This is a genomic window from Micromonospora sp. DT227 (assembly GCF_049841835.1).
Classification (GTDB): Bacteria; Actinomycetota; Actinomycetes; order Mycobacteriales; family Micromonosporaceae; genus Micromonospora.
Window position 1 is genome coordinate 543,073 of the sequence record NZ_JBNCLA010000002.1, and the last position, 25,551, is coordinate 568,623.

The 25,551-nt window shown below is 74.0% G+C and carries 23 protein-coding genes and 1 riboswitch; of the genes, 6 read left to right on the top strand and 17 right to left on the bottom strand.

Annotated elements, in window-relative coordinates; translation table 11 throughout:
* Positions 1-3: 3 nt before the first annotated feature.
* The 5 genes from ACLQ2W_RS11455 to ACLQ2W_RS11475 all read right to left on the bottom strand — a co-directional run bounded on the left by ACLQ2W_RS11455 (position 4) and on the right by ACLQ2W_RS11475 (position 5,601).
* Positions 4-969, bottom strand: a complete 966-nt coding sequence (locus ACLQ2W_RS11455; RefSeq protein WP_425786357.1) for a ferritin family protein — start codon at positions 967-969, stop codon at positions 4-6.
* A gap of 118 nt (positions 970-1,087) precedes the next feature.
* A complete protein-coding gene (locus tag ACLQ2W_RS11460; protein WP_281938056.1) occupies positions 1,088-1,705 on the bottom strand; it encodes a GTP-binding protein in 618 nt (205 codons plus the stop codon).
* Positions 1,686-2,048: a DUF742 domain-containing protein gene (locus tag ACLQ2W_RS11465; protein WP_091065900.1), complete on the bottom strand. Its 363-nt coding sequence runs from the start codon at positions 2,046-2,048 to the stop codon at positions 1,686-1,688. The genes ACLQ2W_RS11460 and ACLQ2W_RS11465 overlap by 20 nt, the downstream gene beginning before the upstream one ends.
* 62 nt (positions 2,049-2,110) lie before the next feature.
* The gene (locus ACLQ2W_RS11470) at positions 2,111-2,518 is read right to left on the bottom strand and encodes a roadblock/LC7 domain-containing protein (protein ID WP_089155226.1); all 408 of its coding nucleotides are present in this window, start codon (positions 2,516-2,518) and stop codon (positions 2,111-2,113) included.
* Positions 2,515-5,601, bottom strand: a complete 3,087-nt coding sequence (locus tag ACLQ2W_RS11475; RefSeq protein WP_425786358.1) for a sensor histidine kinase — start codon at positions 5,599-5,601, stop codon at positions 2,515-2,517. Before ACLQ2W_RS11475 ends, ACLQ2W_RS11470 begins: the two co-directional genes overlap by 4 nt.
* 448 nt (positions 5,602-6,049) lie before the next feature.
* Between ACLQ2W_RS11475 and ACLQ2W_RS11480 the strand changes: the two genes are divergently transcribed.
* Positions 6,050-7,231, top strand: a complete 1,182-nt coding sequence (locus ACLQ2W_RS11480; protein ID WP_425786359.1) for an ABC transporter substrate-binding protein — start codon at positions 6,050-6,052, stop codon at positions 7,229-7,231.
* Positions 7,232-7,396: 165 nt separating this feature from the next.
* On the opposite strand, the gene ACLQ2W_RS11485 is transcribed toward ACLQ2W_RS11480, so the two are convergent.
* Both ACLQ2W_RS11485 and ACLQ2W_RS11490 read right to left on the bottom strand, forming a co-directional pair.
* Complete coding sequence (locus ACLQ2W_RS11485) at positions 7,397-8,239, bottom strand: ABC transporter permease (protein WP_425786360.1); 843 nt, start codon at positions 8,237-8,239, stop codon at positions 7,397-7,399.
* Positions 8,240-8,340: 101 nt separating this feature from the next.
* Positions 8,341-9,369, bottom strand: coding sequence for an ABC transporter substrate-binding protein (locus tag ACLQ2W_RS11490; RefSeq protein ID WP_425786361.1), 1,029 nt, complete (start codon positions 9,367-9,369; stop codon positions 8,341-8,343).
* A gap of 282 nt (positions 9,370-9,651) precedes the next feature.
* Here ACLQ2W_RS11490 and ACLQ2W_RS11495 point away from each other — a divergent pair, with 282 nt between their 5' ends.
* The 4 genes from ACLQ2W_RS11495 (at position 9,652) to ACLQ2W_RS11510 (ending at position 14,753) form a co-directional block, all read left to right on the top strand.
* On the top strand, positions 9,652-10,497 hold the full coding sequence (locus ACLQ2W_RS11495) for an ABC transporter ATP-binding protein (RefSeq protein WP_405091218.1): 846 nt from the start codon (positions 9,652-9,654) through the stop codon (positions 10,495-10,497).
* Positions 10,498-10,499: 2 nt separating this feature from the next.
* Complete coding sequence (locus ACLQ2W_RS11500) at positions 10,500-11,450, top strand: LLM class F420-dependent oxidoreductase (RefSeq protein WP_425786362.1); 951 nt, start codon at positions 10,500-10,502, stop codon at positions 11,448-11,450.
* Positions 11,447-11,755 (top strand): cupin, encoded by a 309-nt coding sequence (locus tag ACLQ2W_RS11505; protein WP_425786363.1) that lies wholly within the window; start codon positions 11,447-11,449, stop codon positions 11,753-11,755. The genes ACLQ2W_RS11500 and ACLQ2W_RS11505 overlap by 4 nt, the downstream gene beginning before the upstream one ends.
* 76 nt (positions 11,756-11,831) lie before the next feature.
* Positions 11,832-14,753, top strand: coding sequence for a hypothetical protein (locus ACLQ2W_RS11510; RefSeq protein WP_425786364.1), 2,922 nt, complete (start codon positions 11,832-11,834; stop codon positions 14,751-14,753).
* Positions 14,754-14,800: 47 nt separating this feature from the next.
* On the opposite strand, the gene thiC is transcribed toward ACLQ2W_RS11510, so the two are convergent.
* The 7 genes from thiC to thiE form a co-directional block, all read right to left on the bottom strand.
* Entirely contained in the window at positions 14,801-16,384 is a 1,584-nt protein-coding gene (thiC, locus tag ACLQ2W_RS11515; RefSeq protein WP_425786365.1) for a phosphomethylpyrimidine synthase ThiC, read from the bottom strand.
* 17 nt (positions 16,385-16,401) lie between these two features.
* Entirely contained in the window at positions 16,402-17,190 is a 789-nt protein-coding gene (gene thiD / locus ACLQ2W_RS11520) for a bifunctional hydroxymethylpyrimidine kinase/phosphomethylpyrimidine kinase (RefSeq protein ID WP_425786366.1), read from the bottom strand.
* Positions 17,187-17,930 carry a thiamine phosphate synthase gene (locus ACLQ2W_RS11525; RefSeq protein ID WP_425786490.1) on the bottom strand — a complete coding sequence of 248 codons (744 nt, stop codon included), beginning with the start codon at positions 17,928-17,930 and terminating at the stop codon, positions 17,187-17,189. The genes thiD and ACLQ2W_RS11525 overlap by 4 nt, the downstream gene beginning before the upstream one ends.
* 65 nt (positions 17,931-17,995) lie before the next feature.
* Entirely contained in the window at positions 17,996-18,766 is a 771-nt protein-coding gene (locus ACLQ2W_RS11530; RefSeq protein ID WP_374709208.1) for a thiazole synthase, read from the bottom strand.
* A 5-nt stretch (positions 18,767-18,771) separates the two neighbouring features.
* Positions 18,772-18,972 carry a sulfur carrier protein ThiS gene (gene thiS, locus ACLQ2W_RS11535; protein WP_405091225.1) on the bottom strand — a complete coding sequence of 67 codons (201 nt, stop codon included), beginning with the start codon at positions 18,970-18,972 and terminating at the stop codon, positions 18,772-18,774.
* The gene (gene thiO / locus ACLQ2W_RS11540) at positions 18,963-20,093 is read right to left on the bottom strand and encodes a glycine oxidase ThiO (protein ID WP_425786367.1); all 1,131 of its coding nucleotides are present in this window, start codon (positions 20,091-20,093) and stop codon (positions 18,963-18,965) included. Before thiO ends, thiS begins: the two co-directional genes overlap by 10 nt.
* Complete coding sequence (gene thiE / locus ACLQ2W_RS11545) at positions 20,087-20,713, bottom strand: thiamine phosphate synthase (protein ID WP_425786368.1); 627 nt, start codon at positions 20,711-20,713, stop codon at positions 20,087-20,089. Before thiE ends, thiO begins: the two co-directional genes overlap by 7 nt.
* A riboswitch (TPP riboswitch) is annotated at positions 20,708-20,819 on the bottom strand. Its footprint overlaps the gene before it by 6 nt.
* A 118-nt stretch (positions 20,820-20,937) precedes the next feature.
* On the opposite strand from thiE, the gene ACLQ2W_RS11550 reads away from it, so the two are divergent.
* Positions 20,938-21,849 carry a DUF559 domain-containing protein gene (locus tag ACLQ2W_RS11550; protein ID WP_425786369.1) on the top strand — a complete coding sequence of 304 codons (912 nt, stop codon included), beginning with the start codon at positions 20,938-20,940 and terminating at the stop codon, positions 21,847-21,849.
* A gap of 92 nt (positions 21,850-21,941) precedes the next feature.
* Here ACLQ2W_RS11550 and ACLQ2W_RS11555 read toward each other — a convergent pair whose 3' ends face one another.
* From ACLQ2W_RS11555 to ACLQ2W_RS11565, 3 genes are all read right to left on the bottom strand, one after another.
* Positions 21,942-22,904, bottom strand: a complete 963-nt coding sequence (locus ACLQ2W_RS11555; protein ID WP_425786370.1) for an aldo/keto reductase — start codon at positions 22,902-22,904, stop codon at positions 21,942-21,944.
* Positions 22,905-23,074: 170 nt separating this feature from the next.
* The gene (locus ACLQ2W_RS11560; RefSeq protein ID WP_425786371.1) at positions 23,075-23,872 is read right to left on the bottom strand and encodes a nucleotidyltransferase domain-containing protein; all 798 of its coding nucleotides are present in this window, start codon (positions 23,870-23,872) and stop codon (positions 23,075-23,077) included.
* Positions 23,869-25,548: an ABC-F family ATP-binding cassette domain-containing protein gene (locus ACLQ2W_RS11565; RefSeq protein WP_425786372.1), complete on the bottom strand. Its 1,680-nt coding sequence runs from the start codon at positions 25,546-25,548 to the stop codon at positions 23,869-23,871. Before ACLQ2W_RS11565 ends, ACLQ2W_RS11560 begins: the two co-directional genes overlap by 4 nt.
* Between the last annotated feature and the right edge of the window lie 3 nt (positions 25,549-25,551).

Consider the following 25,551-nt stretch of genomic DNA (forward strand, 5'->3'; position numbering starts at 1 on the left):
GGCTCAGCTCCGGCGGGCGTCGCGTGCCCCGCCCGCGCCGCCGACCTCCAGGTCGACCAGGGCCAGCAGGAACGCCGAGGCGTGCCCGGCCTCGTCGTGGGCGATCTCGGCGAACAGGTCGGCCGCCTCGTCCTCGCCGACCGACGCCGCCTGCCGGGAGAAGGACGGGTACATGGTGGTCGCCTCGTAGATCTCGCCGTCGATGGCCGTGCGGAGGTTCGCCGCGTCGCCGCGGACCAGGCCGGCGAGCGTGGCCGCCTCGCTGAAGTGCTCGCCGAGTTCCTGACCGGCGGTGTTCTCCCAGAGCTGGGCCAGGCGAAGCCGACCGCCGTCACGGGCGTGCCGGGCGTAGAGCGTGTACTTCGCGTACGCGAACGCCTCGCCGTGGATGGTCGCCTCCAGGTTGGCCTGCGTCGCGCCGGAGCAGACCGGCCCACCGGCGGTGATCGGCACCGGCGAGACGGCCTCGCCGACCGGGACCCGCGCCCCGGATCCCGGATGGGTGATGGCGAACAGGGCGAGGCGGAACTGCGAGGCGTGCCTCGCCTCGTCGGCCGCCAGTTCGTCGAAGAGTCGGGCAGCCCGGGGGCACCGGTCGCGGCGGGCCTGCCGCGCGAACCCCGGGTAGACCACTGTCGCCTCGTGCCACTCGCCGGCGATCGACTCGCGCAGGTTCGCCACGTCCGAGCCGACGAAGTCGATCAGCGCCGCTTCCTCGGTGAAGTGCTCGTTCAGCTCGGTGGCGGCGGTGGCCGTGAACAGCTTGGCGATGCCGCCGTGGCCGTTACGCGCCGCCTCCGCCCCGTACGCCAGGTAGCTGGCGTACGCGAACGCCTCCCCCTGCATCGCCGTCAACGTGTTGGCCCGGGTGGTGTCGTTCGTCACCGCCGCCTGGGCGGGCGCCCCCACCAGGCCGACGCCGAGCACGGCACCGGCGGCCAGTGCGGTGATGCCTCTGACTGTGCGCATCGGATCCCCTCTCATCTGCGCACACTGTGAAAACTTCTTCACACAGCGTTATAGCGCTCGAGAGGATCCTAGGTTTTCCCAGCTCAGAGGCGCAGTAGCTGAGAATCGACGCGCCGGGTCAGCCCACCGAGGCCGGGTAGCCGTGCTCGGCCTGGAGCCGGAGCATGGCGTGCTCGACCACGGTCACCAACACCTGCTTGACCGAGTCCCGGTGCCGCGCGTCGCACATCACCAGCGGCACGTCCGGCGAGATGGCGAGCGCCTCCCGGATCTCCTCCAGTTCGTAGTGCGGCGCGTCGTCGAACCGGTTCAGCGCCACCACGTACGGCAGCTTGCGGTTCTCGAAGTAGTCCAGCGGCGCGAACGCGTCGGTGATCCGGCGCGTGTCCACCAGCACCGCCGCGCCCACCGCGCCCCGGATGATCTCGTCCCACATGAACCAGAAGCGGGTCTGGCCCGGCGTCCCGAAGAGATAGAGGATCAGGTCCTCGGCCATGGTGATGCGGCCGAAGTCCATGGCGACCGTGGTGGTCTCCTTGCCCGGCACCTTCGACGAGTCGTCGATGCCCACGCCGGCCGCTGTCATCAACGCCTCGGTGGTCAGCGGCTGGATCTCGGAGATCGCCCCGACCAGGGTGGTCTTACCCACCCCGAAGCCACCCGCGATCACGATCTTCGCGGAGATGATCTCCCGGCCGCGGCTCGCCCCGTCGGGGTCATAGTTCGCGAAGTCCACTTAGCACCCTTCCAAGCAGGTTCATCCGCGCCGCGAAGCCCGTCGCGGGAGCGGCACTGTGTAGCGTCAGCAGGCCCTCGGCCACCATGTCGGCGACCAGCACCCGGGTGACGCCCAGCGGCATCCGGGTGTAAGCGGCGATTTCCGCCAGCGACTGTGCCCGGCCTTCACAGACCGAGGAGATGCGGTATTTGTCGTGCCCGGCGAACCGCGCCTCGGCGGACTGGGTGGCCGTGCTCGACAGGACCGCCTCGAGCGCGATGTTCTGCAACGGCTCGGTGCGGCCGCGGGTGACCGCGTACGGTCGCACCAACGCGCCACGCGGATCACGTCGCGGTTCCATCTCGCGATCACCTCCCCTCGTACGGAGCCGGACCGGCTCCGGATCACCAGGTCAACAGAGCGTCACGAACGGACGGCGTCCCGCGGCAGCGGCACCAGCGCCTGACCGACCCGCTCCACCAGCAACGCCATCTCGTAGCCGACCTGCCCGACGTCGCAGCTACGGGCGGCGAGCACGGCCATCGACGAGCCGTCGCTGATGGACATCAGGAAGAGGTAGCCACTGTCCATCTCGATCACGGTCTGCAACACCCCGCCGGCGCTGAACATCCGCGCCGCGCCCTCGGTGAGGCTGACCACGCCGGAGGTGATCGCGGCGAGCTGGTCGGCCCGGTCCTGGGGCAGATCCCGGGAGGAGGCGAGGAGCAACCCGTCCGCGGACACCGCCACCACGTGCGCGATACCCGCCACACTGTCGGCGAAGTTGGTGAGCAACCAACCCATGTCCTGCATGGCCGCCGGCCTGTTCATCGGTTCGTCTCCTTGGTCGAGGTGCTGTTCGGGTCGGTGCCGGCCGTGCGGCCCCGCTGGACGCCACGGTGGTAGGCGGAGAGCAGACCCCGTACCTCGTCCGGCGTGCGTCGGCTGCGGTCCCGGCCGCTCTTCGGTTCGATCCCGCCCGGCACGAGCTGCGCCTGCGGCACCCGCTTGGGCAGGCCGGACCGGGTCGTGCCGCCGGTCGTGGGTTCCGCGGCCTGGCTGGCCCGGGACCAACCGTCGTCGGCCGCCGTCCGCCACGCCTCCGGGTCGATCGGCGGAGCCGGCGCGGGCTCCGGCGCGGGCGGGTTCACCGCCGGCGGCGCCGCCGCGGCGGGCGGTGTGGACGGGGCGGGCGGTGTGGACGGGGCCGCCGGCGGGCTGTACGCGGGCGGTGTGCTCAGCCCCGAAGCCTGTGCCCCCGGGGTTCGGGTGGGCAGCGGCGGCCGGGCCGCCGCGGCGTGCTGCGCCGGGGCAGGCGGCGCCGGGGCGGGCTGCGCCGCGGCGGGTGGCGGCTCGTCGAACCGGGGACGGGTGAAGATGGTGGTCTCGTCCTCTCCGTGCGAGCGGAACCAGACCGCCTCCATCTCCCGGAATATCGGCGCCTCGGCCGGCCGGTCCGGTCGGGCCACCACCGGCGCGGCCGGGGTGGCCGGGGTGGCCTCGACCGCCGGCGCGGCGGCGAACGGCTGGAAGGCCGACGGCGCGGGGTTGGTCGTCGTCGCCGTGTCGCCGTTCGGCGTCCGCTTGGGCAGCGGTTCGAGAGCCGGGTACGCGACCGTCGGACCCCCCGCCGACCAGCCCGTCTCCGGGGCCGGCGCGGCTGCGGGCGCGGCGGCGACCGGGGCGGCGGCGGGCACCGGAGGCAGCGAGCCGGGCATGCCGCCGAACTGCACGGCCGGCGCGGTGTCCCGCGCCTCGGCGGGCGCCTGCCACCGCGCGGGCGGCGGGGTGACCGTGCTGCGCCACTGGTCGGCCAGGGTGGCGGTGCCGCCCCGACCGGCACCGGCCAGCGCGTCGGCGGCACCGACCTGGCTGAGCGGCGACTGCTCGACGGCGAGCGGCTGGCGCGGCCGGGTCAGCGGGGCCTGGCCCCGGTTGGCCGGCAGCACCACCGTCGAGTTCGGCAGGGTGACCTGGGCGACCGTGCCACCCTCGACGTTGCGGCGCAGCTCGACCCGGATCCCGTGGCGGGAGGCGAGCCGGCTGACCACGGCCAGACCCATCAGCCGGAACGCGGCCACGTCGACGGTCGGCGGCGCGGCCAACCGCCGGTTGAGCGAGTCGAGCTGGTCGTCGGTGAGGCCGAGGCCCCGGTCCTCCACCTGGATCAGCACGTAGTCACGGATCCGCCGGCCGTCGGCCACCACCACGGTGTTCGGCGGCGAGAACCGGGTGGCGTTGTCGAGCAGCTCCGCGACCAGACGGACCACGTCGTTGACGGCTTGCGCGGCCACCGAGATGTCGATGTCCACGGTGCCGAACTCGATCCGGTTGTAGAGCTCCACCTCGGACTGGGCGGCGCGCAGCACGTCGACCAGGAGCGCGTCGTCGCGGCGCGGCACGGCCGAGTCGGCGCCGGCCAGGACCAGCAGGTTCTCGTCGTTGCGGCGCATCCGGGTGGCCAGGTGGTCCAGCTCGAAGAGCTGGGCGAGCCGCTTCGGGTCCTCCTCGCCGCGCTCGATCGCGTCCAGCTCGCCGATCATCCGGTCGACCAGGCTCTGCGAGCGGCGGGCCAGGTTGAGGAACATCGCCGAGACACTGGTCCGCAGCGCGGCCTGCTCGGCCGCCACCCGGACCGCCTCCCGGTGGACCACGTTGAAGGCCACCGCCACCTGACCGACCTCGTCGCGGTTGGTCAGCTTGATCGGGTCCCGCACCTGCTGGACGATCTCGTCCACGCCACCGTCACCGATGGCGTTGATGTTCTGCAGCCGGCTCACCGCGTCCGGCAGGTCGTGGTTGGCCACGGAGAGCGCGCCCTCACGGAGCCGACGCAGCGAGTCGTTGAGCGAGCGGGCGAGCACCACGGCGAGCGTCACGGCGACGGCCAGCGTCAGCAGCACGAGCAGGCTCTCCACGAACGCCTGCCGGATCACGTCGGTGCGGACCGCGTCGGCGTCGGCGAGCAGCTCGTCGAGGAGCTGGATCTCCGCCCACCGCATCAGGTCGTCGACCGCGCCGATGGCGGCGGACGCCTCGTCGCGGGTGACCAGCGCGGGCTTGCCGATGGACCGGGACAGGTCGGCCGCGACCCGGTCGGCGAGCTGGACGGCGTCACCGGAGACGGTGCGGTCCACCAGGCCCCGCTGCTCCGGAGCGGCGGCCCGGGAGAACGAGAGCAGGGCCTCCTGCTGGCCGGTCAGCGTGGCCACGAACGAGGAGAACTGCTCCTCGTCGATCCGGTTGCCGACCGCGAGGGCGGTGAACACGACCGCCTGTTCCTCCGCCACCTCGGCCTTGGCGTGGGCGAACGCGGCCACCGCGCGGCGGGCGTCGGCGAGGCTCTCCGCGCCGGGCTGCTGGGCCAGCGTGTCGCCGTACGCGACGAGGTCGTCGAGGACGATGCCGTAGCGCAGGCTCGCCTCGGCCACCGGCATCTGGAGGCGGTCGAGCACCTCCTGGCGGGTGCCGTTCAGCGTCTCCAGGTGGTCGTCGATCACCTTCAACCGGTCCCGGACCGCGGCCGGCACGTCGCCGAGCGCGCCGCGCTCCTCCCGGTAGGCCGCGATGCGCTCGTCGGTGCGACGGACCCGCAGGTTGTAGTCGTCCGGCTTCTGGTTCGTGTCGGCCAGGAAGGCGGCTGCCGCCATCCGCTCCTTGTGCAGGTCCTGGGTGAGCGCCGAGACGTCGACCGAGACGGCGGTCAGCGCCCGGACCTGGTCCGCCTCGTACGCGCCCTGACCCACCGAGATAAGTCGGATAGTTGCCAGTGCGATGACAGCCGCCACCGGAACGACCAGGATGAGGGCGAGCTTGGAGCGGATCCGCGCGTCACGCAGCCGAGGTAGACGCCGCCGCCGATTCCGCTGTTCGGCGCTGGGGCTCCCGGGCAGGGTCGTAGGTCCGGTGCTCACGACATCGCCTCCGTCGTTTCTTCCACGCGTGACCCGCTGACCCGTGCCTGGTGCAGCGGCCAGCGCCACGCGCGGCACGGCCGAGATTTCATCAGACGAGATCCTTTTTGGGAAGCCGCGGTGAGGTAGGAAACGGTCGGTGTCGACTCAACCCGTGATCCGGTCACCTAATACCTTCTTTTCTCCAACCCCCTGAACAGGGGATGTCACTCCAGAGTGGCCAAGCGCATCTGAGCAGTAATTGTCAGTTAACGTTTCGTGTCCCCAGCATGTGGGATGACCGTCCCGAAACGGCATCCGGCATCCCCGCTTGACCACAGGGCCCGGCATTGGCAAGGTTTTGCAAGCTTCGCGCACACCGTACGGCACCCCAATCCCGTTCCTCCACTGAGGACGGACAAGCGGCGGTGATCGGGCGCCGGCCCGCGCCGCACCCTGGAGGACTGAGTTGAGCCCCATCCGCTCCGCGAGCATCGCGGTGCTCGCATCGGCCGTGCTGGCCACCACGCTCACCGGCTGCGGGATCGGCGGGGAACCGCAGGACACCAGCCCCATCGTGATCGCCGCCGACCTCGAACTCTCCGGCGCTTCCGCGCCGATCGGCAAGGTGTACCAGCGGGCGCTGGAACTGAAGGTCGACCAGATGAACGCCTCCGGCGTGCTGGGCGGCCGGAAGATCGAACTGAGAGTCAAGGACAACCGCTCGGACGCGGCCGAATCCTTGCGGAACATCAATGATTTCAGCGGCGACGCACAGGTGAGCGCCGTCATCATGGGCGGCTGCAACGAATGCGCCGTCGGCGCGGCGCGCACGATCAGCGACAAGCGCATTCCGACCATCGCGCTCGCTTCCGCCGGCGCGGTCACCGAGCCGGTCGACCAGCGACGGTACGTCTTCAAGCTGGCCCCGAACGCGGTGGACAGCGCGGCGGCCCTCACCACCGAGCTGACCCGGCGCAACATCCGCAAGGTGGCGGTGCTGCACAGCGCCGACGGGTACGGCCAGGAAGGGGTCGCCGCGCTGCGCCGCGAGTTCGGCAAGGCGTCGGTGAAGCTGGTCGCCGCCGAGGCGGTGCGGACCACCGACACCGAGGTGAGCACGCAGATCGACGACCTGGTCGAGAAGAAGCCGCAGGCCCTGATCCTCTGGACGCCCCCGGAGCAGGCGACGCTGGCCGCCACCACCGCCCGGCAGCGCAACTACCGCGGGTCGCTCTTCTTCGACGCCTCGGCCGCCGGCGAGCTGTTCCTCGGCCCGTCGGCCCGCTCCACCGAGCTGGCCACGCTGATCTTCACCCAGACGATGGTGATCGACGACGTCATCGCCACCACCCCGGCCAAGGCCGCCCGGCGGCAGTGGTTCCAGGACTACACCGCCCGGTTCGGCGGCTACAACGGGTTCTCCTCGTTCGCCGCCGACGCGGTCCAGCTCATCGCGGACGCCGAGCAGCGCGCCGGCGGCGACCGGGGGAAGGTGGACCGGGACGCGCTGCGCGACGTGCTGGAGACCTCGCAGCTCGACGGCCTGTCCGGCCCGATCCGGATGACGCCGGACAACCACTCCGGGTTGATGCCGCAGGCGCTGACGACGCTGGTGGCGCGTGGGGGTCGGTGGCGGCTCGCCGGGTAGTGGTCACCGTGGGGGTGTGGGCCCCGGCGCAACCGGCTCCGGGCGGTCAGGCTTGATCCCTGCGCCGGTTGCGCCGGGGCCCACACCTGTCGTGGTCGACCGCCGACCGTGGGTTGAGGTCTCTCTGTCGGAGTCCTCGGTCGAGGGTGGGTGCTCGGTCGACTGTCAGCGGGCGGAGGTGGTGGCGCGCACCCACGGGAGGGCGAACCGCTCGATCGCGCTCAGGGCCGCGTAGAGCACGATGCTCATCAGCGCCACCAGCATGATGGCCGCCCACGCGGTCGCCGTGTCACCCACGCCGTTGTACTGGAGGATCTGGTAGCCGAGGCCGGGACGGTCCGAGTAGAACTCCCCGATCACGGCGCCGATCGCGGCCAGCGGCATGGCCACCTTGAGACCGACGAAGATCTGCGGCAGCGCGGCCGGCAGGCGCACCTTGCGGAACGACTGCCACCAGGAGGCGTTCAGCGACCGGCCCAGCTCCGCCAGGTCCGCCGGGGTGGTGGTCAACCCGGTGGCGGTGGAGAGCACGATCGGGAAGAAGCAGAGCAGGAACACCATGGTCAGGATGGGCTTCTGACCGAAGCCCACGGCCACCACGAGCAGCGGGCCGAAGGCGATCTTCGGGACCGCGTTCACCGCCACCAGCAGCGGCGCGAACATCCGCTCCACCCGGCGGGACGCGGCCAGCGCCATCCCGATCAGCACGCCGACGACCGACGAGAGCAGGAAGCCCGAGAGCGTCATCCAGGTGGTGATCCCCAGGGCGGGCAGCAGCACGTCGGTGGTGGCGGCGAGCGAACGGGCCACCGCCTGCGGCGGCGGCAGCGCGACCGGGTGCACCAGGTGCAGCACGGACGTGACCAGCCACCAGGCGGCCACCGCGATGACCAGCCCGAGCACCGGCAGGCCGACCGCCGCCGGGGGTACGCCCCGACCGCGCCGGGCGCGCGCCGGCCCCGCCGGCCCCGCCGGCGCTCCCGGCCGGGCCTCGGTCAACTGCGTCAACGTGTCCTCCTTGTCCGGCCGGTCGGCACGACCGGCACGCGAAGGGGGTGCGCCCACCGGGTGTCCCGGCGGGTCGCACCCCCGTTGGTCCGAGCGACCGGTCAGGCCTTCGGCGCGAGGTCGAAGTTGATGATCTGGTCGGGGGTGAGGTTCTGCTTCAGCGCGCCCGCGCCCTGGAGCAGCGCGATGCTCTTGGCCACCCGGCCGCTGTCCAGCGTGCCGATCGCGGTGCCGGAGTTGCTCGACCGGACGTACGCGGCCATCAGCCGAAGCTCGGCGGCGGACGCGGCCGGGTTGGCGGCCGGCACGTTCTTCTTCAGGATCTCGCCCGCCTCGTCCGGGTGCTCCAGCGAATACTCCAGGCCCTTGAGCAGCGCGGTGGTGAACTTCTTCACCATCTCCGGCTTCTCCTTGGCGATCTTGGTGGAGGTGATCAGCGCGTTGCCGTAGAGGTCCTGCATCACGTTGCTGTACGGCAGCACGACCGGCTTCTTCTTGGTCACCACCTCGACGGTGGGCTGGCCGACGACGAACTGGCCGATGCCGTCCACCGAGCCGGAGCCGAGCATGCCGATCAGGCCCTGCGCCTCACCGTTGACCCAGGTCACCTTGCTGTTGTCGATGCCGGCCAGCCGCGCGTACGTGGGGAAGAGGTTGCGCACGACGGAGGTCGGGGTGTCCGCGAGCTTCTTGCCCTCCAGGTCCTTCGGCGTGGCGATGTTCTTGCCCTCGACCGTGACGATGGCGGCCATCGTGCGCTGCTGGATCGCGGCCACCGCCACGAAGTCCTTCGCCTGGCCGTTGCCGAGCTGGAGGATGCCACCGGTCAGGTCGATCGGGCCGAAGTCGGCCTGACCGCCGGTGATGGTCTGGATGACCGAGCCGGTGCCCTGGCCCGGCTTGATGTCGACGTCGAAGCCGGCCTCCTTGAAGAAGCCCTTGTCCTTCGCCACCCAGGCGTAGGAGTCACGGCCGAAGTTGCCGAACGAGGTGAGGTAGGTCACCTTCTCCAGCGCCCCGCCGGTACCACCGCTGCTCTCGGACTTGTCCGAGTCGCTGCTGCAGCCGCCGACGAGGGCGAGGGCGGTCGCCAGCGCCGCCGCGGCGACTGTGCGGGTCAACCTTCTCATCAGTGCACCATGTCCTTTCCGACCTGGGCATCTTCGCCGGTCGGGTCGTGGGTCCGACGGGGTCGGCAGGGGGGATGGGCCGACTGGACCGTCGCGAGGGGACTCTTCGCGCGCAACAGCGTACGAGAAGCCAGATGACGCGCAGCAACCGTCCGGGTTGCGGAACGGAAACGAACGTGCATAAGGGGGGTGAGCTGACGTCCACCCCGGACTGAACGACCGGACGAGCCCCGCTACGCTAGCCCGATTCGCATTCGGACGACGTGGGAAGGGAGCCGGCAGATGATCCGACTGTCCGGGGTGTCCCGCACCTTCGACGGCCGCTCAGGGCGGGTGGAGGCGCTGCGCGGCATCGACCTCGACGTCGCCGAGGGTGAATTCGTCGCCGTCCTCGGCCGGTCCGGCTGCGGAAAGTCCACTCTGCTGCGGATGATCGCCGGCCTGCTGCCGGCCACCGCCGGGGAGATCACCGTCGCCGGCACGCCGATCACGAAGCCGCGCCAGGACGTCGCCATGCTGTTCCAACGGCCGGCGCTGCTGCCCTGGCGCACCGTGCTCGACAACGTGCTGCTGCCGGTGGAGATCTTCGGCTGGAGCCGGGCGAAGCACCGCGACCGGGCCCGGGCGCTGCTGGAGATGGCCGGGCTGGGCGGCTTCGAGAAGCGCCTCCCGCACGAGCTGTCCGGCGGCATGCAGCAGCGGGTCTCACTCTGCCGGTCGCTGATCGGCTCACCCCGCGTGATGCTGATGGACGAGCCGTTCTCCGCGCTCGACGCGCTCACCCGGGAGGAACTCTCCGGCGAGCTGCAACGGGTCCACATGGACACGAAGGCGACGATCGTCTTCGTCACCCACTCGATCGACGAGGCGGTGCTGCTGGCCGACCGCGTGGTCGTGCTCAGCCCGCGTCCCGGCCGGATCCGCGAGGTGGTCGAGGTGGCCGTGCCCCGGCCCCGCACCCTGGGCCGGCACGCGCACCTGGCCGACGTCGCCCGGATCAGCGCCGAGCTGCACGAACTGCTGATGGAACGGGACGCACCCGGCGTACCCGCGCCGGCCGGTCCGGTGGGACCGCCGGCCACGCCGGTCGAGACGCCGCCGCGGGCCGCGGCGGCGGGAGGACGGTGAGCATGCGGGTCACGGTCTTCACCGAACCCCACCGCGGCGCGGACTACGACGACCAGCTCCGGTTCGCCCGGCTGGTCGAGGAGACCGGCTTCGAGGGCTTCTTCCGGGCCGACCACTACCGGTCGATGGGGGACGAGCCGGCGCTGCCCGGCCCCACCGACGCCTGGCTGACGCTCGCCGCGCTGGCCCGGGAGACGTCCCGGATCCGGCTCGGCACGCTCGTCACCTCCGCCACCTTCCGGCTCCCCGGGCCGCTGGCCGTGATGGTCGCCCAGGTCGACCGGATGAGCGGCGGCCGGGTCGAGCTGGGCATCGGCGCCGGCTGGTACGAGCGCGAACACACCGCGTACGGCATTCCGTTCCCGCCGGTCAACGAGCGGTTCGATCGGCTGGCCGAGCAGTTGGAGATCGTCAGCGGGCTGTGGCGCACCCCGTCCGACGAGACGTACAGCTTCACCGGCGAGCACTACCGGCTGGTCGACGCGCCCGCGCTGCCCAAGCCGGTGCAGCAACCCGGCCCGCCGGTGATCGTCGGCGGCAAGGGCCCCAAGCGCACCCCCGAGCTGGCCGCCCGGTACGCCGACGAGTTCAACATGCCGTTCAAGAGCGTCGCCGAGACGGCCGCCGCCTACGAGCGGGTCCGGGAGGCGTGCGACCGCACCGGGCGCGACGCGTCCGGGCGTGCGCCGCTGACGCTCTCCGCCGGGATCGTGGTGGCGATCGGGCGCACCGACGCCGAGGCGCAGCGACGGGCCGCGCCACTGCACGTCGCCAGCGCGCTCCCGCCGGAGGACCCGGTGGTCGGCTCCCCCGCCCAGCTCGTCGACCGGCTCGGCGAGTTCGCCGCGGTCGGGACCACCCGGGTGCACCTGCGGCTGATCGACTTCGACGACCTCGACCACGTGGAGCTGATCGCCGCCGAGGTGCTCCCCCAACTGGACGGAGCACGATGACCCACCAGCACGCCGACCTCGAACTCGGCCCGGTGGGCCAGGAGATCGTCTACGAGAACGACCGGGTCCGGGTCTGGCACATCCGGCTGGAGCCGGGCGAGCGCCAGCCGCTGCACCGCCACGACCACCCGTACCTGGTGGTGGCGATCGAGGGTGCGAAGAACGTGGTGCAGACGATCGACGGCACCACGATCGACGCCGACGAGCCCACCGGCGGGGTGGTCTACCGCGACCCCGGGGCGGTGCACATGCTGACCAACATCGGCGACACCACCTACCTCGCCCGGCTGGTCGAGCTGAAGTAGCCACGCCGGCGGCGGTTCGCCGCGCCGCGCGGTGGCAAGGTGGCGAACCACCCCACCGGGCCGTAACGTGCCCGACATGGCCTTTCGGACGTGGGGCAGGCTGCTGCTCACGGCGCTCGGGGTGAGTGTGCTGGCCGCTGCCGGCCAGCTCGGTGTCGCGTACGGCTTCGGCGTCGTCCGCCTCGACGGCGCGTTCGTCGACGTCTCGGTCAACCGCTGGCCCGCCCAGCTCGTCTGGGTCGCCTGGTTCGCCGCCGTCGCCACCGTCGCCGGGGCCGTCCTCACCGCGCGCCTCGCCCGCCGCGACGACCTCCCCGGTGGCACCACCGAGCTGCTCTCGATCGCCGGCGTCAGCGCGCTCGGCGCGATCGTGGTCGCCCCGCTCTGCATGCAACCGGCCCGCGCCGCCGAGCTGGGCGGCTCCGTCGACCCGGCCTGGGCGGCCGGCATCTGCGCCGTCCTCGGTGCGGTGGTGGGCGCCGGCGCGGCGATCGCCGTGCTGCTCAAGCCGCCGCTCGGCTGGGGCGTCGCGATCACCACCGGAATCGTCTGGCTGCTGGCCCTGCTCTCCGTCGCACCCACGATCGTCGCCAACCGGCCGCTGGCCACCGTACGCCTCGGGGTGCTCGAACCGTCCTGGCTGGGCGCCCCGACGGCGCAACGCCTGGCCATGCTGCTGCTACCCACGCTGGCCCTGCTCGCGGGCGGCGCGATCGGTGTGCTGGCCCGCCGGGCCGGGCATCCGCCACTGGTCGGCGGCGCGGCCGGCGCGGCCGGGCCGGTGCTGGTGGCGTTCGCCTACCTGACCGCCGGTCCCGGCACGGCGGCCGACCGCTACCAGCTCGCGCCCTACTACGGCGCGCTGATCGCGGTGGCGGCCGGGGCGCTCGGTGCGACCGCCACCTCGGTGCTGCCCCGGCCGGGCAACGCCGACGCCGTCGACCCGACCGACATCCTCGCGCCGCTGCCGGCCAGCGCGACCGTTCCGACGACGCCGACCGTCACCGCGCCGGTGCCGGCCACGGCCGGCGCGCCGGCTCCCGCGCACTGGGACTGGCCGGAGGCCGGCGGGTCCGTCACGCCGCCGTCATCGGCACCCCGACACGCCGGTCCGGCGTCGTCCGCCGACGACGAGCGACCGGCCCGGTCGGTCACGCCCGCCGGCGTCCGGTACGACGAGGAACCGGCCCGCACGTCCCCGATGCCCGGCCTGCTGCCACCGGGCCGGCGCACCTCGGCCATCGACGTCCTCGCCGCCGGCCGCCCGGAGCCGCAGCCGTCGACCGGGCCGCTTCCGGCCGGCTCCGACACGCCCGGAACGGGCACCACCGGGCCGGGCACCACCGGGCCGGGCACCACCGGGACCGGGCCGGGCACCGGGCCGGGCACCGGGCCGGGCACCGGGCCGGGCACCGGGCCGGGCACCAGCGAGTCGGACACCGATGGGGCCGGGGCCGACGAGCCGTGGGCCGACGGGCGGGGGGCCGACGGGCCGGGGACCGACGGGCGGGGGGCCATGCGGCCGGTTTCCGCCCCGGAGGCGACCGGCACCGACCCGACGGCCGGCACGCCATCCGGCGCGGTCACGCCGACGACCACCGTCCCGGCGCGGACGAGGGCCACGATTCCGACCACCGGTGAGCCCACCGGCTCGGCGAAGCAGAGGTCCGACGGCACCGCGCGGCAGAAGTCCCACGTCACGGCGGAGCAGAAGGCCGACGGCACCGCGGAGCAGTCGGCTGCCGCCGTCACGGAGCAGAGGTCTGGCGGCACCACACGGCAGAAGTCCCACGTGACGGTGGAGCAGAAATCCGACGGCACGGCGGAGCAGACGGCCGACGTCACGGCGGGACGGGCGGAGGCCGCGCCACGCGCCGCCCGGGCACGCCGGAGCCGCGCCGCCACCCGGCCCACACCGCTCGCGGACGATGCGACAGGCGACCCGGCCGAAGCCCTCCGGAGCGGGCGCTCAGGCCGCACCCGACCGACGCGTCCCACCGGTGAGGACACCGGCCCGTCCGCAGCCACGCCGTCCGCAGCCACGCCGGTCGGTGCCAGCGACGCCGCCGACGTGGCCGGCCCTGTCCGGGCCGCCGGCGCGGTGAGAGCCACCCGACCCGCCAGGGCTGCCGATGCGATCGGAGCAACCGGCGGAACCGGAGCCACCGACGCGGCCACCACGGCAGCCGACCCGGTCCCGGATGGCACCGACGTGCCGGGCGGAACGCGAACCGGGGAGCCGACGGCCCCGCCGCAACCGGCCCGGCGGCCACGCAGCTTCTTCTTCGACCCCGAGCCGGCCGAGCAACCCGCGCCCGCGTCACCCCGGCCACGGTTCCCGATCTTCGAGGACGCCACCGAACGAGCGGGAGACGTGCGCCCCGCCTGGCCGATCACCCCGCCGGCCGGCCGTCCGCCCGCCGCCACCACGCCGGCCACCAGCCGGGACGGCGACGACACCACCGACCGGGCCGAACCGGCGCCCCGTCCCCACCATCAGGGCCTGCCCGAGCCGGGTCGGAGCACCGGGTGGGACGCGCTCGCCACCAACGCCCGCCCGGCCGGCCGGACCGCTGCGGAGGAGGCCGTGCCGGCGCGGACCGACGGCGCGAGGACCGGCACGACCGTGCCGGAGCAGCCCACCGGCTCGGACTCGGGTTCCGGCTCCGGCTCCGGGTCCGGCTCCGGGTCCGGCTCCGGGTCCGGCTCCGGGTCCGGCTCCGGGTCCGGGTCCGGCTCCGAGAAGGACGACCGGGAGGCGTCCCGGGGACGGCACGCCGGGGCGGACGACGCCGAGGCGGCCGGCGGGAAGTCGAAGACCCGGCGCGGACTGTTCCGGCGCAACCGGGACAAGGGCGGCCCGGAGCCGGCCGACGAGACCGCCGAGCCGGGCGCCACGACCGACGACGAGTACGTCGACTGGGTCGCCGGGCTCGCCTCGGACGACAACGCCGACGACGCCCGCTCCCTGCGGACCGGCCGGCACCACCGCGACTGAGCCGACCCGGGGGGCCGGGCCGGACCACGCCCGGCCCCCGGTCACGCTCAGGCCAGCGGCAGGTAGACCTGCGAGCCGGCGGCGACGAACTCCTCGGGCTTGCCGCGCATGCCTCGCGCCGCGTAGTCCTTCAGCTCCTGGGTGATCTTCATGGAGCAGAACTTCGGCCCGCACATCGAGCAGAAGTGCGCGGTCTTGGCCGGCTCGGCCGGCAGCGTCGCGTCGTGGTAGGCCCGGGCCGTCTCCGGGTCGAGCGCCAGGTTGAACTGGTCCTCCCAGCGGAACTCGAACCGCGCCTTGGAGAGCGCGTCGTCCCACGCCTGCGCACCGGCGTGCCCCTTGGCCAGGTCGGCCGCGTGCGCCGCGATCTTGTACGCGATCACGCCGGCCTTCACGTCGTCCCGGTCCGGCAGCCCGAGGTGCTCCTTCGGCGTCACGTAGCAGAGCATCGCGGTGCCGAACATGCCGATCATGGCGGCGCCGATCGCGGACGTGATGTGGTCGTACGCGGGCGCGATGTCGGTGGTCAGCGGGCCCAGCGTGTAGAACGGCGCCTCGTGGCACCACTCCTGTTGGAGGTCCACATTCTGCTTGATCTTGTGCATGGGCACGTGCCCCGGGCCCTCGATCATCACCTGGACGTCGTACTCCCAGGCCACCGTGGTCAGCTCGCCGAGCGTGCGCAGCTCGGCGAACTGCGCCTCGTCGTTGGCGTCCGCGATCGACCCGGGACGCAGCCCGTCGCCGAGCGAGAACGTCACGTCGTACTTCGCCAGCAGCTCGCACAGCTCGCGGAAGTTGGTGTAGAGGAAGTTCTCCTCGTGGTGCGCCAGGCACCAGGCCGCCATGATCGAACCGCCCCGGGAGACGATGCCGGTGACCCGGTCCACGGCCAGCGGCACGTACGGCAGCAGCACGCCGGCGTGCACGGTCATGTAGTCGACGCCCTGCTCGGCCTGCTCGATCACGGTCTCCCGGAACACCTCCCAGCTCAGCTTCACCGGGTCCCCGCCGACCTTCTCCAACGCCTGGTAGATCGGCACGGTGCCGATCGGCACCGGCGCGTTCCGCACGATCGCCTCGCGGGTCTGGTGGATCCGCTTGCCGGTGGAGAGGTCCATCACGGTGTCCGCGCCCCACCGGGTCGCCCAGGTGAGCTTCTCCACCTCCTCGGCCACCGACGAGGTGACCGCCGAGGTGCCGATGTTGGCGTTCACCTTCACCAGGAACGCCTTGCCGATGATCGCCGGCTCGCACTCCGGGTGGTTGACGTTGAGCGGCAGCACGGCCCGGCCGGCGGCGATCTCGTCCCGGACGAACTCCGGCGTGACGCCCTCCCGGATCGCCACGAACTCCATCTCCGGCGTGACGATCCCGGCCCGCGCGTACGCGAGCTGGGTCGGCCGGGTTCCCGCCAGCGGGCTGCCGGCGCCCCGCACCGGCGCGACGTCGCCCCGCTCGGCGATCCACGGCCCGCGCAGCGCGGGCAGCCCCACCTCCGGGTCCGATCCCGGGCCCGAGGTGTCGTAGAGCCGCACCGGCGGGTTGTCCCCGGCCAGCGTCACCTCCGCGAACGGCACCCGGATGTCCGGCCGCGACCCTTCCACGTACACCTTGCGACGTGCCTGCATGACAGCCTCCCTGTCGCTCAAGCGGACCAGCCGAAGTGGTCCAGCGGGCCGCGTCCCGCGCCCAGCTCCCAGCCCCGCGCGCCGGTCAGCGCGCGGGTCACGTACTCCTTGGCGGCGGCCACCGCGACCGGCACCGCGTCGCCGGCCGCCAGCCGGACCGCGACGGCGGCGGCGAACGAACAGCCGGTGCCGTGGTTGTGCCGGGTGTCCACCCGGGGCGCGCGCAGCAGCCGCGTGGTGCCGCCGCCGGCCAGCACGTCCACCGACTCGCCGGCCGCGTCGACGTCGCCGCCGGTCACCACCACGAACGTCGGCCCGCGCGCGGCCAGCGCCTCGGCCGCGGCGACCATCTCCTCGACCGCGCCGACCGGGCGTCCGGTGAGGGCCGCGGCCTCCGCGCAGTTCGGCGTCGCCACCTCGGCGTACGGCAGCAGCCGCTCGACCGCCTCCGTCACGCCGAGCCGGTGCCCGCTGGTGGCGACCAGCACCGGGTCGACGACGAGCCGGGGCAGTCGCCCGTCCCGGGCCGCCCCGGCCACCGCCTCGGCGACCGCCGGCGTGCCGAGCATGCCGGTCTTCACGGCCCGGACGTCGAAGTCGCCGAGCACGCTGTCGAGCTGGGCGCGGACGGTCTGCGGGGGCAGCGGCAGGACGGCGTCCACGCCGCGCGTGTTCTGCGCGGTGACGGCCGTGAGTACGCTCGTGCCGTACGCGCCGAGCGCGGCGAACGTCTTCAGGTCCGCCTGGATGCCGGCGCCGCCGCCGGAGTCGGAGCCGGCGATGGTGAGTAGTACCTGCGGCGTCACTGTCTTTCCTCTGTGGTTGCGCTTGGGGGCTGCGGCCGACCGTGCCCACTCCGGGCGGTCAGGCTTGATCCCTGCGTGGGCACGGTCGGCCGCAGCCCTCTCGTGGAGATCTCCGCCGTCGGGTGGGGGGTGCGCGACACCAGGGTGGCCGCCTCATGGAAAGCGCTGCCCAGCGTGGTCGCCGTCTCGGTGGGGTCGGGGGCGCGCATGAGCGCGCCGAGCACGGCGACGCCGATGGCACCCGCGTCGACGCAGGCTCGCACCTGGTCGGGGGTTTCGATGCCGCCGAGGGCGAGCACCGGCACCGGGCTGGCCGCGATCAGCTCGCGCAGTCCTTCCGGGCCCAGCGCGGGGCCGTAGCCGGGCTTCGTGCGGGTGGGGAAGATCGGGGACAGCGTCGCGTGGTCCTCGGTGGTCAGGCGCGCCAGTTCGGCGGCGTCGTGGCAGGAGCGGCCGACCAACCTGAGGCGCGGCGGCGGGTACGGGCCGGCGGCGGGCAGGTGCACGGCGTCTCCGTCGAGCGGGTCCGGGCCGGCCACGATCAGCGTGCCGCCGACGTCGGCCAGGACCGCGCGCAGCTCGACGGCGAGCGCGAGGCGCTCGGCGCGGGGCAGGTCCTTCTCCCGCAGCACCACCCACCGCACTCCCCCGTCGACGGCTGCCGCCACGACCTCGACGAGCAGCCCCCGCGCGACCCGCCGATCGGTGAGCAGCACCACACCTCCCGGACCGCGTCCGATCTTGGTACTGATCCGCCCCCGGAAGGGCGTGCGCGTACCAAGATCGCCGACAGCGGGACGGGGGGTCACAGGTCGGGCCGGCCGTCGTCGGGGGTGGACGGGAGCGCGTGAGAGCGGCGGGGGATGCGGCCGGCGCCGTACGCCAGGCGACCGGCCTCGACCGCGTGGCGCATGGCGGTGGCCATGGCCACCGGGTCGGCGGCGCGGGTGACGGCGCTGGCCAGCAGCACCCCGTCGCAACCCAGCTCCATGGCGAGCGCGGCGTCGGAGGCGGTGCCGATACCGGCGTCGAGGATCACCGGCACGTCGACGGCCTGCCGGATCAGCCGGATGTGGTGCGGGTTGCCGATGCCCAGACCGGAGCCGATCGGCGACCCGGCCGGCATCACCGCGGCGCAGCCGACGTCGGCCAGCCGCCGGGCCAGCACCGGATCGTCCGAGGTGTACGGCAGCACGGTGAACCCGTCGGCGACCAGTTCCTCGGCGGCGCGCAGCAGCTCCACCCCGTCGGGCAGGAGCGTGCGCTCGTCGCCGATCACCTCCAGTTTCACCCAGTCGGTGTCGAACGCCTCCCGGGCCAGGTGCGCCGTCTTCACCGCCTCCACCGCGGTCCGGCAGCCGGCCGTGTTCGGCAGCAGCCGTACCCCGCACCGCTCCAGCAGGTCGAGCAGCCCGCCCGCGCCACCCGGCGTGGTGTCGACCCGGCGCAGCGCCAACGTCACCACCTCCGTGCCGGACGCCCGGACCGCCGCCTCCAGCACGTCCAGGCTGGCCGCGCCGCCGGTGCCGAGCACCAGCCGGGAGCCGAGCGGCACGCCGCCGATCTCCAGGGACATCCCGGTCACCCGCCCTGCGCGGCGCTGAGCACCTCGACGCGGTCGCCGTCGCGCAGCACGCTCGCCGGCCAGCCGCCGCGCGGCACCACCTCGCCGTTGACCGCGACCGCGAGGCCGCGCTGTTGTCCGGTGACCGCGCGAACCACCTCGACGAGCGTGACGCCGTCGGGCAGCGTCCGCCCGGTGCCGTTGACGATCAGTTCCACGGGCGCTCCTTCGAAAACCGTGCCGGGCTGAAGGGGGCGAGCGCCGGATCCGGCTCGCCGCTGACGATCAGTTCGGTGATCAGGTCGGCGGTGACCGGGGTGAGCACGATGCCGTGCCGGTGGTGCCCGGTGGCGGCGAGCATGCCGGGCCGGCCGGGCAGCGCCCCGATCACCGGCGCGTTGTCCGGCGTGCCCGGGCGCAGCCCGGCGACGGCCTCCACCAACGCGTACTCGGTCAGCTCGGGGACCAGCTCGGCGGCGGCGTGGAGCAGCCGAAGCACACCGCCGACGGTCACCTCGACGTCCGCGCGTTCCTCCACGGTGGCGCCGACCACCACCTCGCCGTCGGCCCGGGGCACCAGATAGACCGGCTCGCCGTCGGCGTACCCCCGGATCACGTGCCGGAAGCCCGGCGGACCGCCGGCGGGTGCGCGGAGCCGCAGCACCTGGCCCTTCACCGGCCGGACCGGCAGCCCGGTCAGCGCCGCCGCGCCGCAGCCGGCCGCGACCACGGTGACCCGCGCGTCCACCTCGGACAGCGTGCCGACCCGCGTCGGCCGGAACGTCACGCCGGCCCGCTCCGCCGCGACCCGCAGCGCGGCGACCAGGCGACGCGGGTCGACCTGGTGGTCGCCGGGCGCGACCGCGCCGCCGCGCACCCGGGTGGCCAGCGCCGGCTCGCGGTCGCGCAGCGCCGACGGGCGCAGCGGCGTGATCGGCAACCCCAACCCCTGCTGGTACGACCACAGCCGCCCCGCCTCGGCCAGGTCGTCGGCGGTGAGCCCGACCACCAGCGTGCCCTCGGTGCGGTGGCCCAGGTCGACGCCGCTCGCCTCGGCCAGCTCGGCGGCGAACGCCGGCCACCGGGCCGCGGACTCGACGAGCAGCCCGGTCAGCTCCCGCTCGCCGAAGTACGCCTCGGCGACCGGGGCGAGCATGCCGGCGGCCACCCGCGACGCGCCCGACCCGGGCCGGTCGTCGTACACGCTCACCCGCAGCCCGCGCTGCGCGCACCGCCACGCGATCGCCAGCCCCACCGGCCCCGCCCCCACCACCCCCACATCGGTAAGGCCGGGCCCCCGGTTAACGCTTTTGGTAGAGGAAGGGGCCCCGCTTAACACGTCAGCGCACCGAGCAGCTCGGCGGTGGCGCGCGCCGGGTCGGCCGCCTCGGACAGCGCGCCGACCACCGCCACCCCGTACGCCCCGGCCGCCCGCAGCGCCGGCACCGCCGCGGCGGTCACCCCGCCGATGGCGATCACCGGCACGGTCACCGCCTCGGAGACCGCGCGTACCCCGTCCGGGCCGATCGGCGCGGGCAGCCCCGGCTTCGTGGTGGTGGCGTGGCAGGGGCCCACGCCCAGGTAGCTCGCTCCGGCGGCGACCGCGGCCCGGGCGGTGCCCGGCTCCCGGGCGGTCGCGCCGAGCACCGCGTCGACGCCGAGCACCCGGCGGGCGGCGGCCACCGGCAGGTCGTCCGCCCCGACGTGGCCACCGGCCGCGCCCACCGCGAGCGCCACGTGCAACCGGTCGTTGACCAGGCAGCACGTGCCGTACGGCCGGCACGCCTCGACCACCCGGCGGGCCAGCTCGTACGCCTCCCGGTCGGTGGCGTCGTCCGTCACGCGGACCTGCACGACGAGTTCGGCGCGGCCCACCGGCAGGGCGGCACGCAGCACGCCGAGCGGATCCCGCCCCGGTCGGGTGTCGGTGATGAGATGCAGTCGTCCCAGGGACGGCACGGCAACGCTCCTCCCTGCGCCGGCATTACCCGGATCAGGTTCAACGGTCGGGGGCTGTCAGCCCCCCTCTCAGCCCGGTCCACACCGGGCTCCCGTGGGTCACTTGCGGCCTACCGTACGACGCCTCCCCGCCGTACGGAAGACCGGGTGAGTTTTTTCCCAGGACCGCACCACCCGGCGGACCGGGACGGCGGGTGACCGTCGAGTGACGACACGCTGCCGGGATGTCGACCCACGCCCGCGTCCCGCGTTGCCTGGCGATTTTGCCGTTCCGGGGTAGCCGAGCCGTCAACGAAGGGCTGCTCACCCGGCCGATGCTGCGCGGGCCGACGTGGGTCCGCCTGCTGCCCGACGTGTACGTGCACCGCGACGCATACCGCGCCGACGACCACCGGATGTGGTGCGACGCGGTCGGGTTGCGGCTGCCGCCGGACGCCGCGCTGGCCGGCCGCAGCGCCGCCCATCTGTTCGGCGCGGACCTGCTCGCCCGAAACGCCCCGGTGACCGCGCTGCTGCCGACGGCCGTTCGGCTGCGCCCGCATCCGCGGTTACGCGTGATCAGGTCGCCGTTACCGGAGCGGGACCGCATCCGGTTCGCCGGACTGCCGGTCACCACACCGCTGCGTACCGCGTTCGACCTGGGCCGCTCCGCTCCCCGGGCGGAAGCACTGGTCGCCGTGGACGCGCTGCTGCGTCGGCGGGTGGTGACGCTGCCTGCCCTGCGAACCTACGCCGCGGCACACCCGGGCTGGCCGGGCGCTCCGCTGCTAGGCGAGGTGTTGGCGCTGGCCGAGCCGTTGAGCGAGTCCCCGATGGAGACGCGTCTGCGGCTGCTCCTCCTCGACGCCGGCCTCGGCCCGCTGACCGCCCAGCACGAGGTGCGCGCCGGCGGGCGCTTCCTGGCCCGGGTGGACCTGGCCTGGCCGGCGCTGCGCCTCGCGGTCGAGTACGACGGCGACCAGCACCGGGAACGGGCCCGGTTCCGGCGGGACGTGGCACGCCTCAACGCGCTCCGCGCCGCCGGCTGGATCGTGCTGAGGTTCACCGCCGACGACGTGCTGCGCCGCCCGGAGGCCACCGTCACCCTCGTCCGCCAAGCCCTCGCGGAACGCCGCCCCGCGCTGCCCCGCCCGTGAGTGGAACGCCATGAACGTCAAATCCGCCCGGAGACAGCCATGACGTTCCACTCACCGAGTTGCCCACCGGGTGGGGCGGGCGGGGTGGGGCGTCAGAGGAGGGCGTCGAGGGCGTCCAGGTCCTCGTCGGTGGGCTGCCAGGTGCCCGCGTCGGCGTTGGCGCGTACCTGGTCCGGAGTGGTCGCGCCGGCGATCACCGAGGTCACCGCCGGCCGGGCGGCCAGCCCGCCGATGGCCACCTGGAGCATGCTGATCCCACGCTCGGCGGCGTACGCCTCGATGGCCTCGATGGTGTCCCAGCGCGCCGCCGCCAGCCGCTCGGCGTACCGGCCGCCGCCGGCCAGCCGGCTGCCCGTCGGGGGTGCCTCGCCCCGCTTGTACTTGCCGGTGAGCAGCCCGTTGGCGAGTGGGAAGAACGGCAGCATGCCGAGGCCGAACCGCTCGCAGGCCGGGATGACCTCGTCCTCCACCCCCCGCTCCAGCAGCGAGTAGTGGTTCTGCGCGGAGATGAACCGGGTGCGTCCCTGCGACGACGCGGTCCAGTCGGCGTCGGCGATCTGCCAGCCGGCGAAGTTGGAGTTGCCGAGGTAACGCACCTTGCCGGCGGTCACCAGGTCGTCCAGCGCGGCCAGCGTCTCGTCGATCGGCGTGCCCGGGTCGGGCTCGTGCATCTGGTAGAGGTCGATGTGGTCGGTGCCGAGCCGGCGCAGCGACGCCTCGACCGCGCGGGCGATGTAGCGACGGGCGCCCCGGGCGCCGTGGTCCGGCCCGTTCGCGCCGTGCATGTCCATGCCGAACTTGGTGGCGACCACCACGTCGTCGCGGCGCCCCTTGAGCGCCTGACCGAGCAGTTCCTCGGAGCCGCCCTGCGGTTCGCCGTAGATGTCGGCGGTGTCGAAGAAGGTGATGCCGGCGTCGAGCGCGGCGTCGACCACCGCCCGGGTGCCGTCGCTGTCGAGTTTGCGGCCGAAGTTGTTGCAGCCGATGCCGACCACGGACACCACGAGCCCGGAGTCGCCCAGCCGACGGTAGGTCATCTCACTCACGAGTCCCACCCTATGCCGCCCGCCGCGTAGCCACCCGGCCACCGCCGGCGTGAGCCACCGCTGGGGTGACCCACCCGCGCCATCAAGTTGGCAGCGGCCCGCCGGACCCGCCGACGGCCGCGAGCCCACCGACCGCAAGCCCGCCGCCGGGCCGAGCAGGGCCGGGCCGCGCCGGCCCGTCAGCCGAGCACGTCGCGTGCCAGCGCCCGGCCCGCATCGACCGTCGCCGCCAGCTCGGCGGGGGTACGCCCCAGCGCGCCGAGCAGCGCCTGCGCCCGGGCGGTGAAGTCCGGCGGCGCGCCCGGCAGCCGCCTGGCCGAGGCGAGCATGCCCTTCTCGTTGAGCAGCCATCGCCCGGCCCGGCCGTGCAGCGCCTGCGCCAGCACGCCGACCACCCGGAACAGGCACCCGGCCACGTACCCGGCGTCGCCGCCGGCCGCGCCCTTGGCCGCGCCGTCGAGCAGCAGGCCGGTCTCCCAGCCGCCGGCCACGAGTGCCGCGCCGAGCGCGGGCGGGTAGTGGACGGTCTCGGCGCGCAGCGCGGTCAGCTCGCCGGTCGGGTCGCCCAGCACCCGGCCGAGCGCGACCTCCCCGGCGTACGCGGGCGAGTAGAACCCGAGCGGGTGCCCGGCCTGCACCTCGACCGTGTAGCGGCCGGCGCGGCAGTCCGCCCAGACCCGGTGCACCCGGTCCAGGTCCCGGTAGATCCAGTCCACCGCCACCCCGCCGACGCGCAGCCAGCCGCCGCCGTCGACCCAGGGGCCCCAGCCGCCGGGTGCGGTGAGCTCCACCGGGCTGTCGGCGACCGAGTCGGCGACCGCGCGCAGCCCGGCCACGTCCGGCGTACCCCGGTAGTAGAGGCCGACGTCCCAGTCGGAGTCGGGCCGGTGTTCGCCGCGGGCCCGGCTGCCGCCGAGCGCCACCGCGACCACGCCGTCGACCGCGCAGAGCCGGTCGACCAACTCCTGGTCGATCATCCGACGTCCCAGACCGGCTCCGGCGTCTCCACCACGTCCCCGTCGCCGCGGAACAGCACGAACCGGTCGAAGGTCCGGGTGAACCACCTGTCGTGCGTCACCGCGACCACCGTGCCGTCGAACGCGGTCAGCCCGGCCTCCAGCGCCTCGGCGGAGGCCAGGTCGAGGTTGTCGGTCGGCTCGTCGAGCAGTAGCAGCGTGGCCCCGGACAGCTCGAGCAGCAGCACCAGGAAGCGGGCCTGCTGGCCGCCGGAGAGCGTGCCGAAGCGCTGGTCGCCCTGGCCGGCCAGCTCGTAGCGGGACAGCGCCGCCATGGCCGCGTGCCGGTCCATGCCGGCCCGGTGCTCGTCGCCGCGCCACAGCACCTCGACAAGCGTCTTCGCCATCAGCTCCGGGCGGTCGTGGGTCTGCGAGAAGTGCCCCGGCCGGACCCGGGCGCCGAGCCGCACCACGCCGCCGTGCGCGACCGGCGCGAGCGCGGCGGCGCCGTCGACAGGCGTGTTGCCCGGCTCGGGGTCGGTGCCGCCGCGGGCCAGCAGGCGCAGGAAGTGGGACTTGCCGGTCCCGTTCGCGCCGAGCACCGCGACCCGGTCGCCGTACCAGAGTTCCAGGTCGAACGGGTAGGTCAGGCCGTCCAGCTCAAGCTGCTCGGCGATCACCGCGCGCTTGCCGGTCCGCCCGCCGGTCAGCCGCATCCGGATGTCCTGGTCCTTCGGGGGTACGGGCGGCGGCCCGGCCTCCTCGAACTTGCGCAGCCGGGTCTGCGCGGCCTGGTAGCGGGAGGCCAGCCCGTCGTTGTACGCGGCCTTCTGCTTGTACATCAGCATCAGTTCGCGCAGCTTCTGGTGTTCCTCGTCCCAGCGCCGGCGCAGCTCGTCGAGGCGGGCGTGCCGGGCCACCCGCGCGTCGTGCCAGCTCGCGAAGCCGCCCGGGTGCACCCAGGCGCTGCCGCCCTCCACGGCGACCACCCGGTCGGCGGTCTGCGCCAGCAGCTCCCGGTCGTGCGAGACGTAGAGCACGGACTTGGCGGACTCCCGCAGCCGCGCCTCCAGCCACCGCTTGCCGGGCACGTCGAGGAAGTTGTCCGGCTCGTCGAGCAGCAGCACCTCGTCCGGGCCGCGCAGCAGCAGCTCCAGCGCGAAGCGTTTCTGCTGGCCGCCGGAGAGCGTCCGGACCGGGCGGTCCCGGGCGGCGTCCCACGGCAGGTCCAGCACGATGGTGGTGACGGTGTCGAAGAGCACCTCGGCGTCGTATCCGCCGGCTTCGCCCCAGGCGGCCAGCGCGTCGGCGTACGCGAGCTGGGCCTTGCCGGCGGCGGAGCTGAACTTGCCCCGGACCTCGGCCGTCCGCATGGCCGTCTCGGTCTCGACCAGCCGGCGCCCGGCGTCGCGCAGCGCCGGCGGCGCGAGTGACAGGGCCAGGTCGGCGAGCGTCGACTCGTCACCGATCATGCCGATGAACTGCCGCATCACGCCGAGCCCGCCGGCGCGGGCGATCGCGCCGGTGGGGACCGGCAGGTCACCGGCGACCATCCGGAGCAGCGTCGTCTTGCCGGCGCCGTTTGGGCCGACGAGCGCAACCTTGGCGCCCTCACCGACCCGGAACGACACGTCGCGGAACAGCTCCCGCCCGTCCGGGAGGATGTGCCCGACCCCTGCCACGTCCACGTATCCCACGCG